The organism is Marinobacter sp. KMM 10035 (genome assembly GCF_046537445.1).
GTDB lineage: Bacteria > Pseudomonadota > Gammaproteobacteria > Pseudomonadales > Oleiphilaceae > Marinobacter > Marinobacter sediminicola.
On sequence record NZ_JBBVMG010000001.1, the window covers coordinates 1,994,699 to 2,014,890 of the forward strand.

Annotated in this window: 5 protein-coding genes; 4 read left to right on the forward strand and 1 reads right to left on the reverse strand. The window is 52.8% G+C overall.

Going from position 1 to position 20,192, the window contains the following annotated elements:
• Positions 1-33: 33 nt before the first annotated feature.
• From AADB16_RS08975 to AADB16_RS08990, 4 genes are read left to right on the forward strand one after another with little or no spacing between them, the layout of a single operon-like run.
• Entirely contained in the window at positions 34-1,821 is a 1,788-nt protein-coding gene (locus tag AADB16_RS08975) for a TolC family outer membrane protein (RefSeq protein WP_309043109.1), read from the forward strand.
• Between the two features lie 15 nt (positions 1,822-1,836).
• Positions 1,837-3,966 (forward strand): type I secretion system permease/ATPase, encoded by a 2,130-nt coding sequence (locus tag AADB16_RS08980; RefSeq protein ID WP_309043110.1) that lies wholly within the window; start codon positions 1,837-1,839, stop codon positions 3,964-3,966.
• Positions 3,963-5,417: an HlyD family type I secretion periplasmic adaptor subunit gene (locus AADB16_RS08985; protein WP_310965851.1), complete on the forward strand. Its 1,455-nt coding sequence runs from the start codon at positions 3,963-3,965 to the stop codon at positions 5,415-5,417. The genes AADB16_RS08980 and AADB16_RS08985 overlap by 4 nt, the downstream gene beginning before the upstream one ends.
• A 23-nt stretch (positions 5,418-5,440) precedes the next feature.
• Complete coding sequence (locus AADB16_RS08990) at positions 5,441-19,237, forward strand: immunoglobulin-like domain-containing protein (protein ID WP_410802760.1); 13,797 nt, start codon at positions 5,441-5,443, stop codon at positions 19,235-19,237.
• Positions 19,238-19,239: 2 nt separating this feature from the next.
• On the opposite strand, the gene AADB16_RS08995 is transcribed toward AADB16_RS08990, so the two are convergent.
• Complete coding sequence (locus tag AADB16_RS08995; RefSeq protein ID WP_410802762.1) at positions 19,240-20,172, reverse strand: 5'-nucleotidase; 933 nt, start codon at positions 20,170-20,172, stop codon at positions 19,240-19,242.
• Between the last annotated feature and the right edge of the window lie 20 nt (positions 20,173-20,192).

Sequence of the window (20,192 nt, forward strand, 5' to 3'; positions counted from 1 at the left end):
CCCCTCGCCTGTATCGGCGGCCTTGAGGATATTATGGCTAGAACTCCCTCTCTCGCAAAATTAGCACTTGCCGTTTCTTTGAGTTATTCCGCAGTTGTTGCGGCTGCAACAATGCCACAAGACGACTTGTTGAGCGTTGTGAAGGAAACTCTGGAAACCAACCCAGAGGTGCAAATTCGTTTGAATGCGTTTCAGGCGTCTACCTTTGACCAGCGGGAGGCATTTGGCGGATATCTGCCTTTTATAGATGTAAATGCCGCCGGCGGTATTGGCGACCGAAATTATGATGGTCGTGGCAGCTATAACCGCAACTATGCGGAAGTGTCGCTCACACAAATGCTGTTCGATGGGTTTCGGGTGCGCAATGCTGTAGCCAGAGCGGAGCACAATAGCAGGGCTCGTTATTATGAGCTTTTGGACGAGGCTGAAACCAAGGCGCTGGAGGCCAGTGAGGTTTATCTCAGCGTTCTCAGGCACCGGGAACTGGTTGCCCTTGCTCAGCAAAACGTTGCCAACCACCAGCGTGTGCAGCGTCATGTAAGTAATCGCGCCGGGCGGGGCGTAAGCAACCGGGCAGACCTGCAGCAGATTGATGGGCGATTGTCGCTTGCCCGCTCCAATCTGATGACAGAAATTGCAAACCTGCAGAGTGTTACCGCTCGCTTTCAGCGCCTGGTTGGCCGTTTTCCAGCTGAGGAGCTAAGCCCCTTTGAAGTGCAGTCACAACTTGTACCGGGGGAGTTGTGGCAGGTTCTTACTACGGTATATGCCAATAACCCAGCGCTGTTTGCCGCCTTCGAGGAGATTCAGGCTTCTGAGGCCTCTTTTGGCGAGGCGAAAGCAGGCAGGTATCCCACACTCGAGCTGGGTGCTCGTCATGGCACCTATAAAAACAACAACAGCTTCGATACCCGTACCGACCCACACTCATACGGGGACGATACGGTAATTGAGTTGCGTGCACGCTATAACTTGTACCGCGGTGGCAGTGACAGGGCCGCGGAGCGTGCGGCAGATCGCCGGATTAGCCAGGCAGAGAGCATGCGGGATAAAACCTGCGTTGATTTGCGCCAAACGGCAACCATTGCCCACGGAGATGTGCTTAACCTTCAGGTGAAGCTGGACTCTCTCGAGTCCCATCGCGAGAAAGCTACGGGTGTGCTTGCAGCTTATCGCGAACAGTTCGATATCGGGCGGCGTTCTTTGCTGGATGTTCTCGATTCTGAAAACGAGCTTTTCCAGGCCGAACGCGCCTATATCAACGGCTCCTATGATCTGGAAATCAATCGCCTGCAAACCCTTCACAGCATGGGGCGCTTGCTGACTACTTTGAATGTGAACAGTGAGGAGTTGCCAGACCTGGGTGATATCAATCGCTCAGTGAATCCCGGTTCCAGCCGCTACTGCACCCTTCCGGGTGAAGGCGACAGAAGCTTCGACCGCTTCCTGCAAACAGCAGATACCGAAGAGGTTCTAAGCTTTGGCAGCGACACCCTGTTTGATATTGGCAGCGCCGAGTTCAAGCCAGAAGCAATGGCTCGCTTGCAGCAGTTCGCCCGTCATTTGCTGGAGCGTGACACGGTTAAATCCATCAACATTGTTGGCCACACCGACAGTTCTGGCAGCGACGCGCTGAACCGCGAACTGTCTCTGGCCCGCGCCATAGCTGTGCGTGATGCATTAATCGACAGCGGCGTTGATAACACGGTGATGCTGGTTTCGGGCGCAGGGTCTTACCAGCCCAATGCAACCAACGACACGGCTGAGGGCAGGGCGCTGAACCGCCGTGTTGAGGTGCGCGTTACTCACACAAGAAGGTGAATGTAAAAGGCCGTTATGGATCAGACAAATGACCCCTTAAGCGCCTGCCTGTTATGGCTTGCCGCGGAAAATGGCACCACGATCAGCCACGATGCGCTGATCGCTGGCCTGCCATTGGTAGACGGCCGTTTGTCGCCTTCAGTATTTGCCCGCGCAGCGGAGCGGGTCGATATGAAGGTAAAGCTGGTGCGGCAGCCGTTGGAGCGCCTGAACAGTCTGTTGCTTCCCTGCGTTATTTTGCTTGAAGGCAATCGCGCTTGCGTGCTGGACAGTATCGATCTTCAGGGCCAGACAGCACAGGTGCGGCTGCCAGATGTCGATATGGAAATCGAGCAGCTGGAGCTGGCTAAACTCAAGGAAAGCTACTCCGGCATTGCGCTCTACTGCCGGCCGGATTTCCGTCTGGATCAGCGTAAAACAGGTGCTGGCTCGGCGGTTGATAAGGGCCACTGGTTCTGGAGTGTTATCAAGGCAAACCGGCCGGTGTACCGGGACATCCTGATCGCCGCCTTCTTTATCAACCTGTTTGCCCTGACCATGCCCCTGTTCGTAATGAACGTATACGACCGGGTGGTGCCTAACCATGCCACGGATACCCTGTGGGTGCTTGCCCTTGGTGCATTGATTATTATCTGCGCCGATCTTGCATTGCGTTTGCTGCGCAGCTGGTTTGTTGAGCTGGCGGCAAGCCGTGCGGATATCACCTTATCTGCCCGGATTATGGAGCGCATTCTCGGCACCCGCCTTGAGCATGCGCCACTTTCGGTGGGCTCCTTTGCGGCCAACGTTCAATCGTTTGAATCCGTGCGCTCGTTTATCGGCTCCATGACGGTGACGGCACTTATTGATCTGCCGTTTTTCCTTGTATTCGTGGCCATCATCGCCCTGATTTCGCCTGTGATGATCATTCCGGTACTGATCGGTGCCACGATCATCATTCTGTACGCGCTCTCGGTGCAGGCAACCATGCATCAACTCTCGGAAACCATGAGTCAGGCCAGTGCCCAGCGGAACTCCGGCCTGGTGGAAAGCCTGGTGGCTGCGCCCACGCTGAAAAGCTTCAATGCCAGCAGCCGTATGCAAAGTGCCTGGGAGCAATCCACCCGGTTTTTGTCTGGCTGTTCCGGCAAACAGCGCATGCTGGGTATGTCGGTCGGGGCCGGGGCTTCCTGGATACAGCAGGTGGTGTCGGTAGTGATGATTATCACCGGTGTATATCTGGTTATTAACGGTGATATGAGCCAGGGCGGGCTGATTGCGGCTTACATGTTGTCATCCCGTGCCATGGCGCCGGTGTCCCAAACCGCTTCGTTGCTTACCCAGTATCATCAGGCAGCGACGGCCATGACCGCCGTTGAACAGATTATGGATGCCGAGCAGGATCGCGAGCCCGGAAAACAGTTGATCAGCCGCGGCAAACTGCGCGGCGAAATTGAACTGCGCGATGTGTCCTTCCAGTATCCCGGTGAAGAGCGGGATGCCTTGAAAGGGGTTTCGTTGCACATTCGGGCTGGCGAGCGGGTGGGCATTCTTGGTCGTGTGGGCTCAGGAAAGAGCACCCTGGAAAAGCTCATACTGGGTTTGTATCGCCCAACCTCTGGCGCCCTGCTGGTGGATGGCGTGAATATCGGCCAGATCGACCCCGCCGAACTGCGCCGCAACATTGGCTATATTCCGCAAGACGTCCAGTTACTCAGCGGCACGGTCTACGACAACGTCACCCTGGGCATAGAACACCCCAACAACGAGCGCCTGTTGCAGGCCATCAATGTGTCCGGCCTGAAGGGCCTCGTGGGTGACCATGCAGATGGCTTGTCAATGCAGGTAGGGGAGGCTGGCAATCGCTTGTCCGGCGGGCAGCGCCAGACAATAGCCGTGGCCCGCGCGGTGATGGCGGATAGCAGTATCTTATTGCTGGATGAACCCACCAGCGCCATGGACAGCACGCTGGAGAATCACGTTAGCAAAGGCCTGAACCAGTTCGGCCAGGGCAAAACCGTATTGCTGATAACCCATCGCACCAGCTTGCTGGATCTGGTCGACCGCCTGATTGTTATGGATGCCGGGAAAATCGTTGCGGATGGCCCTAAGCAAACCGTGCTTCAGGCACTTCAGCAGGGCAGCATTCAGAGGGGGGCGCAATGAGCATCGACCCCAGGATTGCTGAGAAAGCGGAACAGAAAGCGCTGGAGCAACAGGCATTTGAGCGCTTGAGCAAGGCGGATGCTGTTGGGGCACGGGGTAAAGGCTTTATAAATCGCCTGTTCCGGCCATTTTTTTCCGCGTTTCGCAGCAATTCACGACACTGGCCTGCGGATGCAGATCAGGCCATGGAGCAGCAAAGCACCCTTCGCGCCCGCAGCCTGCTGTACGGCATTGCACTGACGTTTATTGTTTTGATTATCTGGGCTGCATTTGCACCCTTAGATGAAGTCACCCGGGGTGAGGGCAAGGTGATTCCATCGCGGCAGCTACAGGTTATTCAGTCCGCCGATGGCGGTGTCATTGAAGAGGTATTTGTAGACGAGGGCGCCAGAGTGAGCAAGGGCGACCTGCTGGTGCGCATAGACCCAACGCGCTTTGTGGCCAGTTATCAGGAAGGCAGTGTGCGGGCATTTGCACTGGCCGCCAAAGTGAAACGGCTACAGGCGCTGATCCAAAGCGAGCCGTTAGAACTGAATTACAGCGAAGCATTAACGCCCGTGCAGGAACAGGTGTTGCAGCAGGAAGAAGGCTATTACAAAGCCAGCTTGAAAGAACTGGATGAGCGCTTATCGGTTGCCCAGGAACAAATTGCTCAACGGCAACAGGAACTGAGCGAGGCACAGGCTCGGGTGTCTGCGGCGGAGCAGTCTTATGGCATGTCGACACGAGAGCTACAGGCAACGCAGCCACTGCTGGCTTCGGGTGCGGTATCAGAGATAGAGATTTTGCGTTTGCAGCGGGATCAGGCCGCCGCAAATGGTGAGCGCCTGCAGGCCGCTGCCCGTGTTCGCCAGGTAAAAGCCAGTATTCAAGAGGCAGAGTCCAGGTTGCTGGAGGTTGAATCTTCCACTCGCAACCAGTGGCGCGCAGAACTCAGTGACGCAAGCTCGCAGCTAAATAGCCTGAACAAGAGCGTTGCCGGGCTGGCCGACAAGGTAAAGCTCTCGGAAATTCGCTCGCCGGTGAATGGCACGGTGCAGCGTGTGCTGCTGAATACCATCGGCGGCGTTGTTCAGCCTGGGAATGCCCTTGTTGAAATTGTTCCCACCGATGACCGCCTGCTGGTAGAAGCCAAAATAGCACCCAAAGATATAGCCTTCCTGCGCCCCGGCTTGCCGGCAACCATCAAACTCCACGCCTACGATTTTTCAATCTATGGCGGGCTTGCCGCGACCATCGAGCACATAAGTGCCGACACGATTACAGATGATCGCGACAATACTTTCTATCTTGTGCGCGCGCTAACCACCGAAAAAGACTCGGCGCAGCATTTATCCGTTATCCCGGGCATGACCGCACAGCTGGACATCATGACCGGCAAAAAAACCATTTTATCTTACTTGCTAAAACCATTATTGCGCGCCAAAGCAAACGCTTTGAGCGAACGCTGAAGTAACACTATTTTGAGGTCCTTATGACTACTCTGGCAATTGTTGTATCCCTGGTCGGGCAAGCGTGGGCTGAAAACGCCAACGGCGAACGCCGTGCACTGGAAGTAGGTGATCAGCTGGCGGTTGATGAAACCCTGATCATGGCAGAGGGTGCCCGTATCGACCTGGATTTTGGTGACAACCAGCAGTTGACCTTCCTGGGTGAGCAGCAAGTTACCGCAGAAGAAAGAGGGGCGCTTATCGAGCAAACTGAAGGCCTTGCTCCTATTGAGAGCAGTGAGCAGCCGGCAGCACCTTCCCCTGCAGCGTCTGGTCAGGGCACTTCGTCTGAAGGACATAGCTTTGTGCAATTGGTGCGCATCGGAGAAATCATCGAAGCGGATGGCTACACGCCGGTTACCGTTGCACGAATTCAGGAAGTCTTACGCCCGCTTGGTTTGAGTTTGCCGCAGCGGGAGTTTGTGCGGAGCAGCGAACGCGATGGCACCCGATACGATGAGCAAAACTATCCCGAGAGTGGCTCCAAGCTCGCAAAGCTGAGCATCTCCATTGATGCGATTACGGGTGACGACATAGTAGATGCCACTGAATCGGGGCAGGCTATTACGCTAACAGGCAAGGTTGGTGGCGGCGTATCGCCTGGTGATACCGTAGTCGTAACCGTGAATGGCCAGCTATACAGCACTACAGTGAATGCCGATGGCAAAACCTGGCAAGTGGATGTGCCCGGCAGTGAGTTGGCAAAAGATAATAAGGTTCACGCGACCGTTAACAGCGTTGAACCAAACGGCACGCCTGTTTCTGAAAGTACAGAGCGCCCCTATTTGGCTGATGACATAACGCCAAGCGTTAACGTTGAGCTTGAGCCCGGATCTGGCCCTAATGGTGACTACAACAGTAGCGACCTGAACGACGGCAAAGTCAGCGGCACCATTACCTTCAACCCGAACAACACGTTTCCCGGCGATAAGGTGACTGCAACAGATAAAGACGGCAACCCGGTTTTCGACGCCAATGGCGACCCAGTCACCGATTATGTGCTAACCCAAAACGATATTGATAACGGTATTGTTGTGGATGTGTCCGTAGCGCCTGGCCAGACCTACGTTGAGTTGAACGTTGATGTAACTGACCCTGCAGGTAACACCAGCACAGGCTTCGACAAAAACCCGAAGGATGACATCACGCCTACAGCAGACGTGGAGCTTGAGCCGGGCTCCGGCCCCAATGGCGAGTACAACGACGGCGATACCAAGGATGGCAAGGTTACCGGCACAGTGACCTTTGACCCCGGCACCACAGAGCCAGGTGATACGGTCAAGATCACCGACAAAGACGGCAAGGTGATTATTGAACGCCCCGTAACCCAAGACGATATCGATAACGGCATTCAGGTGGATGTGCCTGTTACCGAAGGCCAGACCGATGTTGAACTGAACGTTAAGCTGACCGACCCCTCCGGCAACACCAGCAGCACGGGCGATAGCAACCTGATTGATAACGTTACCCCGGGGCTGGTCGTGGAACTGGAGCCTGGTTCCGGCCCGAACGGCGAGTATAACGACGGCGACACCAACGACGGCAAAGTGGAAGGCACCATTACCTTCGACCCCAACACCTCCGTGCCCGGCGATAAAATTACGGTTACCGATAAAGACGGTAACCCGATACTGAACAGCAACGGCGACCCGATCACCGATTACGAAATCACCCAGGGCGACATCGACAACGGCATTATCGTCGAAGTGCCTGTAGATCCGGGCCAAACCGACGTCGAGCTAAATGTTGATATTACCGACCCGGCTGGCAACACCAGCACCGGCTCGGACAACAAGGTTGTTGATAACACCACCCCGGGCGCGACCGCGACTCTTGAGCCTGGTTCAGGTTCAAACGGTGAGTATAACGACGACGACACCAAAGACGGCAAAGTAACCGGCACGGTGACCTTCGATCCTGACACCTCGGTTGGCGATACGGTAAAAATCACCGACAAAGACGGTAACGTCATTATCGAACGCCCGGTAACCCAAGGCGATATTGATAACGGCATTACTGTTGATATTCCTGTAGCGGATGGTCAGACCAACGTTGAGATGAACGTTGAGGTAACTGACCCTGCGGGCAATACCAGCTCCACAGATGACAGCAAGACCGTCGATAACATCACGCCGGGCGTAACCGTTGAACTCGAGCCTGGCTCAGGCACCAACGGTAAATACGATGCCGGTGATTTCAGCAGTGGGAAAATCGAAGGGGAAATCACGTTTGACCCGGCCACTACATCCCCGGGCGACAAAATAACGGCTACCGATAAAGACGGTAACCCGATTCTGGACAGCAAAGGCGACCCGATCACCGATTACGAAATCACCCAAGGCGATATCGACAACGGTATCAAGGTTGAGCTACCCGTAAGACCCACCGATACAGAAGTCGAACTCAACGTCAAAATTGAAGACCCGGCAGGCAACACCAGCACAGGCTCCGACAGCAACCCTGCCGATGGCGTTGTGGTTACCGCAGAACTGGCCGTTAGCGCAACGAACGTGGATGAGGGCGCCGCGACTGATTTGCAGTACAGCGTTACTCTCAAAGATATCAATGGCGACCCCGTTGTAGCCAATAACGACATTACGGTAAACACGACCGTTGGCCCCATTACCATCAGCGCAGGCAACTCTGCAGGCACCCTGAATATACCTGTACAGGGCGACGATGTTTACCTGGATGGCGAAACGATCACTGGCCAAATCATCAACATCGTTGAAAACGGTTTGGGTGGCGCAGCAATATTTGAAAACCTCACCTTCGACAATACGCCAGTACAAACGACCGTTAACGACACCACAGATACGGTTACTGCCAAGTTGACCGTTAGCGAAACGGCTGTTGATGAAGGCGAAGTGAATAACCTGGTCTACACCGTCACGCTGGAAGATGCGGCCAATAATGCCGTGACTGCCAACAACGATGTGACGGTGACCACCTCACTGGGCACCATTACCGTTAAAGCGGGCGACAGCTTTGGTGTGCTCGTTGTGCCAGTTCAGGGTGACGATGTTTATATTGATGGCGAAACGGTCAGCAATGCCATTACTTCAGTTGCTGAAGCGAATGCCGGTGATCCGAAGGCGTTTGAAAGCCTGACGTTCGATGGCACAGCTGTTAGTACTGCTATTAGCGATACCACCGATACCACCACCGCAACATTAAGCTCAGTAGGTAGCGGTGATGAAGATAGTGGCTCCATCACATACACCATCAGCCTGGATAATGCCCCGCAAGGTGCCCAGGCTTTCGATCTGGAGTTAAGCAACGGCCAAACCGCAACCATTACCGTAGCGGCTGGCGCCAACACCGGTTCTGTGACCTTTGGTTGGGGCTCTGGCCTGGTAGCGGGCGCCGTTCAGTTGGCTGGCTACCCGGATTCCGATGTGCACCTGGAGCCAGACGACGTTCTCAGCGTTGACAGCATTACTGCCAGTGGCACCGGTGGCAATTTCGAGGATTTGGTGGTTGCTGATAACAGCACCGACCTGACGATTTCCGATTCCATCGACACCAGCACGGCCACACTGACCTCGGCTGGCAGCGGTGACGAAGACAATGGTTCTGTTACTTACACGGTGAACCTGGATCACGCCACCGAAGGTGATCAGGACTTCACTGTTGCATTGAGTAACGGCCAGAGTGCAACCATACAGGTGGCGGCAGGCGCAACCTCAGGTTCGGTTACCCTGGGCTGGGGCACAGGCTTGACCGGCACTGCCATTGGCTTAAACGGCTACCCGAGTTCGGATGTTTACCAGGAGCCGGATTTTGTACTGGAAGTTGATAGCGTTACGGCAAGCGGCACTGGTGGCAACTTCGAAAGCCTGGTTGTTGTTGATAATAGTACCGACCTGACGATTTCCGATTCCATCGACACCACCACGGCCACATTGACCTCGGTTGGCAGTGGTGATGAAGACAATGGCTCGATCACCTACACCGTCGACTTGAGCAATGCTCCACAAGCTAACCAACTGTTCAGCATTACCCTCAGCAATGGCCAAACGGCAAATATTTCAGTAGCAGCAGGCAATACATCAGGGTCCATCACATTTGGCTGGGGCGCAGGCGTAGCTGCGGGTACACAACCGTTGGCTGGCTATCCAGATAGTGATGCTTATCTTCAGCCTGATTTTGATCTGACAGTTACAGATTTTGTGGCTCTGAGTCATGGCGGCAACTTCGAAGACCTGGCGGTTGTAGATAACAGCACCGAGCTGACAATTGCCGACTCTATCGACATCACAACCGCCACACTAACCTCTGTTGGCAATGGTGATGAAGACAACGGTGCGATCACTTACACCGTTAATCTGGATAACCCAGCGCAAGCTGCCCAGGATTTCACCATTAACTTGAGCAATGGCCAAACTGAAACTATTACTGTTTCGGCAGGCGCGACCACAGGCTCTGTCACTTTTGGTTGGGGTTCGGGATTGACTGGCTCAGCTGTTGCTTTGAGTGGCTACCCTGGCTCTGATGTCTACATAGAGCCGGATTTTGTATTAGGTGTTAATAGCATTACTGCAAGCGGCAACAGCGGAAATTTTGAAGACCTGACTGTTGTTGATAATAGCACTGACCTGACGATTGCAGACATCATCGATACCACCACGGTTTCTTTGGGCAACGTCACAGTCGATGAAGGTGATGACATAACCATCACTGCCACGGTTGACCATCAGCCACAGGATACCGACCTGGTGCTGACCTTGGGCAATGGCCAAACGATTACGATTGCTGTGGGCGACACCATGGGCAGCGTGACCTTCGCTAATCCGAAAGCAGACACACCTTATGCGGATGGCGAGGTACAGGAGTACAGCATCACTGGCGCCATCGGTGGCAACTACGAAAGCCTGGATATCTCCGATAAAGCAGTGGTTACCGTTAAGGATACGGTTGATACCACGACCGTTACTTTGAATGACAGCACTGTTGTTGAAGGTGGCGATATTACAATCAGTGCCACGGTCGACCATGCGCCGGAGGGCAGTGACTTGGTGTTGACGCTGAGTAACGGCGAACAAATCACTATTGTGGCAGGTACCACCACCAGTAGTGTCACCTTCGCTAATCCCAATAGTGATGATACCTACCTTGATGGCGAAACGCTCGAATACACCATCAAAGCTCATACCGGCGGTAACTACGAAAGCCTCGATACCGCCGCCAAATCTACGGTAACTGTAGAAGACACTACTGATGCGGTTACAGCCAGGATGACTGTCAGTGAAACTGCTGTCGATGAAGGTGAAGCTAGTAACCTGGTGTACACCGTCACGCTGGAAGATGTGGCTAGCAATGCCGTGACAGCCAATAACGATGTCACGGTAACTACCTCACTCGGCACCATTACCATCAAGGCTGGCGACAGCTTTGGTGTGCTGGCTGTTCCGGTTCAGGGAGATGATGTTTACATCGATGCTGAAACGATCAGTAACGCGATTTCTGCCGTTGTTGAAGTCGATGCTGGCACGGCTGGGGCATTTGAAAATTTGACGTTCGATGGCACGGCTGTCGATACACTCGTCAGTGATACCACAGATACCGTCACCGCCACGCTGAGCGTTAGCGAAGCCTTTGTCACCGAAGGTGCGGCTGACTTGGTATATACAGTCACCCTGGAAGACGCGAACGGCAATGCTGTTGTTTCAAACAGCACCATTACAGTTGCCACCACCTTAGGCAATATCACGGTGGCCGCCGGTAGCAGTACAGGTACTCTGTATATTGCTGTTCAAAGTGATGACGTCTACATCGATGGCGAGACTGTCACCAATGCCATAACGGGCGTTACTGAAGCCGGTGCGGGCGCGGCCGGTGCGTTTGAAAACTTGGCCTTTGATAGCACAGCTGTCAATACAGTTGTTAGCGACACGATCGACCCTGTTTACGCACAAATCTCTGTTGATGAAAGCGCGGTTCTTGAAGGCGGTACGCTCACCTATACCGTTAATCTTGTCGATAAAATCGGTGACCCTGTCACCGTTGCGGCAGGAAAAAACGTCACTATAAACCTGGACTGGACGGGGACAGCCGGTGCAGCCGATGTTGATAGCTTGCCTGCAAGCATCGCCATTGGCGTCGGTAATTCAAGCACAAGTTTTAACGTAGTTACCAATTCAGATGGTATTGCAGAACTCAGCGAGTCACTGACAGTTATTATCGACAGTGTGCAAGATAACGATGGGATTGATAGGGGTTTTGAAAAACTACAGGTTGATAGCGGTAACAACAGCGCTACTTCCAACATATTGGACGCACCCACCATTATTGCCGTTGATGGTAACGGTGCAGCAACAGGTCACATCACCGTATTTGAAAAAGGCTTAAGCGATGCGACAGATAACTCTGAAACCGCCTATGGAATCTTGCGCGTTGCTGCACCCACAGGGCTTGAAAGCATAGAGATTGCAGGTACAACTATTTCTCTCGCTGACTTACAGGCTCTGCCACAAACAATCACCATCGCCGGTCATGGCGAACTGACTTTAACCAGCTTTACAGCATCGGCAACAGCCAACGGTGTTGATGCTTCCTGGGACATCGATTACAGCTACGAGTTAACTAATGCCCAAGTGCATGCGCACGGCGCAGGTAAAAATGAGCTGCCGAAAGACATCGCTCTTGGTGTAACTGCTGATGGAATTGGTGGTTCAGGTTCGATTACTGGTGCGGCAAGCAACCTGGGCGTGCTGGTGATTGATGATGTACCTGCAGTTAACACAACCGGCAATGCCTTGGCAGACATTCAAGTAACAGAATCTGCTATAGGCACACCTGCTTCTGCCAATCTTGCTAATGCTTTCACCCATACATTTGGTACTGATGGGGCTGCTGCAAGCGCGAGTCTTGTTTATGGACTCGTCGTAAATTCTGCCGTTTCCGGGCTCAAAGACACGGCTACAGGCAAGGCCATTGAGCTACAACTGGATGGCAATGTGATTAAAGGCACTTTAGAGGGCACAGCAGATGTTGCCTTCACTATAAAAGTGAATGCCAGCACCGGTGAAATCACCCTAGAGCAAACCCGACCACTGCTGCATGGTGACACAGCCACAGCCAGTGATCTGGTGACTATAGCTAACGGATCGATCAGCCTGACAGCCACTGTTACTGACGGTGATGGCGATACTGCGGTTGATTCCGTCGTTATTGGTGATCGTTTCAGTTTCCAGGATGACGGCCCGGCAGTAAATGTCATTACAAGTGGGGTAACTCTTGATGAGGCAAATCTGCCAGCTGGCAGTGAGGGTGACGCGAGCAAGACCATCAGCGACATAGTGCGCTTTGGCATCGATTTTGGTGCCGATGCGGCGGGTGATGTTCGTTTTACCGACACGGGCGCAAACTCCACTATCGAGAGGTTAAAAGCGCTGGGCTTGAAATCGGGCGTTGTTTTGGAGTTTGATCTTTCTTCGGATGGCCACACGATTATTGCTTATCGTGGTTCGGGCCGAGCTGAAGCCGATAAGATATTCACGGTAAGTATCGTAGATGTGCCAAGTAATCCGGGCTACCAGTTAACCTTGAACGGTGCTTTGGATCATGTAAATAAATATGGTGATGTGCTCTCGGCGCTGGATATACCGTTTGAGGGTGTTCTTGTTACCGATCGAGATGGGGATTCTGCGGAAACACGGTTCACTGTTAGCGTAGTAGATGACAACCCAAGCACCACAACGCCTAAAAATGTAGTTGTTGATGAAGATTCAACTCGGGCCGCTAATCCTGAGAATACCTTTAATACCAACGCTGATGCCACGAGCAGCAATACGACCATAGGCGATGGCAGCGATGGTACTGTAAAACCTGAGCATGGCATCGCCACAGTCAATTCTGATGGCACTATCTCTTATGTGCCCAAGGCTAATTACAGTGGTGAGGACACCTTTACCTACACCACGAAAACGGACAACGATGAAAAGACCTATACAGTTGTCGTAACCGTTACTCCTCAATCCGACACGCCCGACATCCCCCATGCCAGCGGAGCGGTTGATGAAAATGTGCCTGCAGTAACATTGAAAACCAATGAAGACACCAGCGTAGCGCTCGGCCTGAAAATACCTGTTGTTACGGATAACAATGACCAGAATGGGGCTGGGACCATTGGAGATGACCCTGAACGCTTGGGCGCGATCACATTAACACCCTCCGCGGTTGGCTCAGGAGATTCAGCTCCTTCAGGCACAGTGCTTACCAAAGGTGACGGCACGCCGCTGACAGTTAGTGGTGATGGCAGCTACATCATTGTTATTGTTAAGACTTCTGGCGACACAGATGCGGACACCGACCTGCATCTCTCCACTGGTCTGCCAACGACTAATGTTAATTATCTGACTCAATCCGAGTACGAAGCAATTGAGGTTAGGCCGGCTGATGATCGCCATGAGAACTTTGATGTTACCGTGAGCGTGGATAGCTATGAGGTGGATAACACCGGGAAGCCGCTTGCTGATACCGATGTCGTCGGCACAAATGGCGCTAACAACACCCAAACCATAACCGTAGATGTTCAGGCAGTAACTGACGTGCCAGAAATCAATTTGACAGCACCGGCTGATCCAGAAAACGCTGGTGCTGTCAGTCTTTCAGTCACTGCAGCCACTGTTAGCACTAACGGTAAGATCATTGCGGCCATCAATGAGCAGAGCGATGATCCTTCCGTCAGCAATACCGTCCTTAATCTTCAAAACGTGCTGGGTGAGACATTTAAAGATGACGATGGCTCAGAGTCTTTTGGTTATGAAATCACTGGTCTCCCAGAAGGCACAGTAGTAACCATCAATGGCAAATCATATACCGCCAATCCGGCTGGTGGAATTGCCATGCCCGAAAGCGACTACCTGAGCACCAAGGATGATGGCAACCCGGGTTTTACCATCACTCCACCTGAAGACTACTCAAACAGTCTGCCGATTACTGCCACCATCAAGTTGATTATTAAGGACACTGATGATGACAGCAGCGGTGGCATTGGGACTGAATCGGTCAGTGTCGATCTGGAACTTCGGGTGTACGCCAAGCCAGATAATGTTTCCCTTGATAACCCGGAAGCAGCGCCAGAAGACACGCAGGTTGCTTTCCTCAGCAAGCTGATGCTTGGTGATACCGATGGCAGCGAGACCATATCGAAGGTGCGCATTACGGATCTACCTAATGAGGGCAGTACCGGCCCGGATACTTGGACGTTGTTCGACCATACCGGCAACCCTGTAACTGTTCCTTCAGGTGGTAATGCCGCGAGCGGAGGCCTTGAACTGGTCGTTGGCGAAGGTACTGGCGAATACACGCTTAGCCAGATTAAACAGTTCACCATCAAACCTCCTGCACACAGTTCTCTGGATGGCACCATGAAGGCGTATGTGACCACTGAAGAAGCGGGAGCCAATACCCAGAGTGGAAATCCCGAAGCGAAGGAGTGGGAGCATGAGCTGATTATTGAGGTGACGCCAGTGGCTGAAGTCATTGGTGCTGGGCCTGTTGGCGATACCGACAGCAATGGCACACCCGACCTGGCGATGAATGGCAGCCATGTGTACAAAACACCGGGTGCCGAAGACGAATGGCTCACGCTCGGCACTGATACAGTTTCAAACCCTACATTTGCTCTAAGTGAGGGTTGGGCGAATGAAGATGGTAAAGGCTCTAACCCGAAAGGCACCGGCGTTATTGGCGGCACGGGCAGTGAGGATACCTTTGCCGTTTTCACGCCATTTCAGGTGAAGAACAATAACATTCAGGCAAACGTAACCGGTGGCGAACTTGACGGCTCGAGTTTTCAGTACGTTGACGGCTCCGGTACTCTGCAAACGGTTGTATTCAACGGGGAGCCAGTGAAAATTCCGGTGGAATATCTGGATTCAGTTAAGTTTAAGGGGCCGGAAAACTACAGCGGTGTAGTCAAAATAAAAGTGCAGGCTGGCACTATTGATTACGATGAAGACGACGATACGGCTACTGATATGGCTGTTTCTGGTGAGTCCTGGTTGACAAACATTATTCTGACGCCAGAGGCCGATCAGGTGACGCTCTCCGTTGATGCCCGGGTAGCAACTCATGAGGATGTGCCGGTAGAACTTAAAATTATGCCGAGCAGCAGTGACAAAGGTGAAACCTTTAACGTCACCATTAAAGATATTCTTGCTGGTGCAACTATTACCTATACCCATAAAGGTACTAAACACACTATCGGTGAAAACTTTGATGCCAGTGGTATCGATGGTCTGAGCGTAACCGCTGGTGCCGACAATTTCGAGGTAACGATTAATGGTTTTGATGTTGGCAATCAGCCAGTCCTGACACCGCCAAAAGACAGCAACCAGACAATCAATCTCAAAGTAGAAGCGCAATCAGTTGATGTGCTGAAGTACATAGATGAAAACGGGCAGTCTCAGACCATCACCAGCACCGCCGATAGCAGTCTCACGCAGGAGTTGGGCATCAATATCTCAGTGAAAGGTGTGCCAGATGAGCCTGAGTTTGTTACTGAAACCAATAAAGTTTACGACGAAAACGCACTCGATGGTGCGGTAACTGAGCCCAACACTATACCTTTAAGTGATTTTGTTACCGCCCTTGAGTCTGGCGAAACCAGTGCAGATGGTTCTGAAACCGTCACCCTGCGCATAAGTAACCTGCCGGAAGGCTTTACCTTGATTGGCGCCGGTAGCTCGCTGGGCGGCGAGGGAGAAACGCGGCTTTGGGTTATCAGTGAAACAGAGCTTGCGAAAGTAAAGATTCAAACACCTGCCAATTTCAGTGGCACAGTCGAATTCACCGCCCAGCCGGTGGTAACGGAAAACGACAACGATTCGGAAACCTTCTTTACGCCGAAAAATATAAGCTTCCAGGTGACGCCTACCCCGGAAGCTACGCTGAGTATTAGTTCCGATGTGAAGGAAGACACTATTAGCAAGGTGGATTTCAGCGCAGTTCACCAGAATGGTGATACGGATGAATTTATCAGCGCGATCAAAATTGCTGCGGTTCCCGGCGTGACCTTGTACAGCGATGCCGCTGGCGTAAGCGAGTTAACACCGGTCGGGGGATTCTACGAGTTTTCAGGCAAAGCCGCGGTTGAAAGTATTTATGTCAAAACCGGGCCGAACTTCAGCGGCACTCAGGCAATCGGCGTTGAGTACAAGGTAACCGATACGTCTTCTGATAATACCTTGATCACAGAGTCAGTCTGGCAATCAGCCAGCCACGACCTAATTGTCAAAGCCGTAACGGACGATATTGAGGCTAGCGTGAACGACGTTACCGGTGTTGTCGGTGCCGGGGATAGCTTCAGCTACGAGAGCAGTAGCCAAACCGCCACTATAAACGGCTCCGGAGCGGTTAGGGTTAAGGTTGATCTTAGCCAGCAAGCAGATGTTGCGGCGGGCAATGCGAAAGATATTGATGGCAGTGAGCAATTCATTCACCTTGTGGTTAATGGGGTTCCCGACGGTGTGAGTGTGGAAAATGCTGTTCAGATTGGTCCCGGCCAGTGGCTGGTTTCAACCAATAAAGCCTTCAATAACGAAACCTTGACTCAGGATATAATCTTCCAGGTTACCGGCAATGCCAGCACAGCTAACTCCCCGATAACTATTACTGGTTACAGTAAAGACACCGGCGCTGAAACATCCAAGCGCGCAGACGTCAGCATTAACCTGGATGTTGTTCAAACAGGCACTGGCACGGGGGTAGCGTTGCCTGATGTGTCTCTGACTCCTGAAACCAGCGATCAAACCGAAGATAGTGCGTTTGCGCTAGTCACGCAGGTAAGTGGTACCTTGTCTGGAGGCAACCAGAACGAATACCAGCTTACCGTCACCCTGCGCAGTAAGCCGGGAGATGGTATTGAATTTAAAGATGCCAGCGGCAACCTGCTGACCCGTACCGAGGTGGTGGAGAATGGGGAGGACCTGGTGCTCTGGACCCGTTCAGCCAGTGTGGGAGCAAGCGATAATCCGAATACAACGCTTGAAAACTTATTGAACGATATTCAGGTTCACGCGCCAGAGCACACCAATAACAACAACCTGCCTGGCGGCCTACCATTAGATATCACTGTCGCCGCTCATGCTGAGGGGATGAGCAAGCAGGCAAAGGTTACGCAAACCGTGGACATAACCCCGGTTACTGACCCGACCACAGTGACTGTACAGGCCGACCCCGTAGGAGAGGGTGAGGATATTTCACTGAATATCAGCCTGAGCAATGGGCCAGATGCCGGTTTCTCTACGATTGCCGGTAACACGATAGTTATAGAGCTGGGCAATGGTCTGGCCGGTGAGTTACTGGATGCCAATGGCGATCCAGTAACTCCTGTTAGCGGCAATCGGTATGAAATCACGCTGAAGCCTGATGGCCAACCGCCAGAACTTACCTTCAGGCCCGATTCAGGGCAGCCGTTTCAAACGGGTAGCCTCACAGTGGATGCCTGGGTAACCCATACAGAAAACGGCGCAGCCAATACGGAAACATCCCAGGGTTCTGGCATGTTGGAAATCAAGCCCACTAACAGTGGTTTCATCGGGACAATCACTGCTGAAGGCAGCGAGCAGACCCAGGATCAATCCGTTGAAACGCCCACCGAGCTGATCTTCAGTGATGCGGGCCTGAAAGATCCGGATGAGCTGATTGATTCTGCCTTTATCAAAGGCTTGCCACCTGGCTTTACTGTGCTTGTTGGCAGTGACGCCAATAACGCAGGATTGGCCAATAATGCGGGTAAAGACAGCAATGGCAATAACATCTGGTCGATTCCGGTGGCCGAGGGTGCCCAGAGTTTGCCTGGTTACATTGCGGTGCTGCCACCTAAAAGCTGGAGCGGCTCACTGAATGGACTCACGCTAACTGTGATGAGTGGTGAAGCCGGTCTGGATTCGACGAGTTCGGATTTGTCTTTTGACTTAGAGGTCAGGCCGATAGCTGACGGGCTGGAGTTGAACCCGACTCTGAGTTTTGGTGAGGCTGGCGATATCATTAAACTGAACCTGAACGCCGCCATGAAGGACCCTGCAGTTAGTGATGCTGGAGATGCAGGGCAACCCGGTTACGCTGAAGACGGCCACAGGGAATTGACAACAGTAGAGCTGACAGGCTTTCCAGATGGTGAGAAGACCCTGTTTTATGCGAATGGTGTTGAACTGGATGCAAGTCGAATCAGCTTTTCGGGTAACACACATACCATCACTGGCCTGACCCAGGATGAATTGAGCAATCTGGGTTTTAAGCACCTGGGAACCTATGGTCCCAAGGATATCGGCGTAAAAGCCTGGACCGAAGAGGTTTTGGTTTCAGATGGCAGCAGTGAGGGCAGTGTTTCTGCTTCAACAACAGGAACCGCTAAAATAAACGTTTCCGATAAATTGCCAACTACTGGTGATGATAATCTGCTCTGGACAGGTGGTTTGATTGACGGCAGAGGTGGTAATGACACCATTCAGTTGCGCTTCGGTGAAGACCTTTCTGGTACGAATGGCGATTTCGCTAAACTAAAGAATATCGAAATTATTGATATGAATGGCTTCGGCCCGAACCAAATAGGAGGGGCAGGCCTAAGCATTGAGGATGTGCTGGGAATCACTGATAGCCGCAATGAATTGAAAATCGACGGAGACAGCGATGACTCCGTATTCCTGAAAGACAGCGAATGGACAAACACCGGGAGTGACGGCAATGGCTATACGGTCTACACCGATACGACCAGTGGAGCATCTTTGAGTATTTCAGAGCAGATTACGAGCATAACCATGGTCGATTAAGGTCAGGTGGCATCTACGTTCGCCACCCCAAACGGAATATGCACCATAGGAATATCCCCCGCATCGGATTCCAGGTGCGACCGTTGATCATCAAAGAACATGTGGGGCTTGAGCACGTTCAATATACGGTCTTTCTTCATTCCGCCCAGGAAGAAAACCTCATTGGCGTCCACGCCCCAGTGTTCCAAGGTGGTAATCACCCGCTCGTGGGAAGGGGCATTGCGTGCTGTCACAATGGCTGTTCGCAGTATCCGCTTATAAGCCGGGTCGTCAGTTAAAGCCTGGTCTTCCAGTTTTTGCAGGTGTGAAAGCTTACGGAACAGATCGGCAAGTGGGCCGGGGCTGTGGGGGATTTGGGAGCGGGAGGTTTCGTGTTCTTGAAAGTCTTCCAGGGAACCGGCTTTGTATACCCGCTCGGAAGCGTCATCTGCAATCACGCCATCAAAGTCGAACGCAATGCGAAGCTCTGTATCCGTTTCATCATCCACCACCTTGCTTGGCAGCACCGTGCCAGCCGCATAGCCGTAGTCGATCGCCTGGGATACATCGCCCGCGTTGGCAGACAGGAACAGCGAGGCATTGAACGCCGGAATGTAGGCGTAGGGTGATTTGCCCTCGAGAAATGCCGCGCGGGTAATATCCAGGCCATGGTGATGAATGGAGTGGAATACCCGTTTGCCTGTGATCACAGAGTTTCGCGAGAGTAATACCACTTCAACCGGGCACTGCTCTGGGAACTTCTGGTTAATGCTCAAAAAGCGCCTCACGAAGGGAAAGGCAACGCCCTTGCGCAAGGGCTTGTCCAGATTGGCTTCCTGATGTTTCCGATAGGCTGCTTCTCCCTGTTCACGAAAGACACGGTCAGACTTCGCCAGATCAAACAGGGCGCTTGAGGACACTGCGATCACGAGTTTGTCTTCTATGGGGTAGGGCATGGGCAAAAAGTTCCTTGCTG

Coding starts and splice junctions, on each gene's coding strand:
- AADB16_RS08975 (WP_309043109.1), top strand. CDS start 34: ATGGCTAGAACTCCCTCTCTCGCAAAATTAGCACTTGCCGTTTCTTTG.
- AADB16_RS08980 (WP_309043110.1), top strand. CDS start 1,837: ATGGATCAGACAAATGACCCCTTAAGCGCCTGCCTGTTATGGCTTGCC.
- AADB16_RS08985 (WP_310965851.1), top strand. CDS start 3,963: ATGAGCATCGACCCCAGGATTGCTGAGAAAGCGGAACAGAAAGCGCTG.
- AADB16_RS08990 (WP_410802760.1), top strand. CDS start 5,441: ATGACTACTCTGGCAATTGTTGTATCCCTGGTCGGGCAAGCGTGGGCT.
- AADB16_RS08995 (WP_410802762.1), bottom strand. CDS start 20,172: ATGCCCTACCCCATAGAAGACAAACTCGTGATCGCAGTGTCCTCAAGC.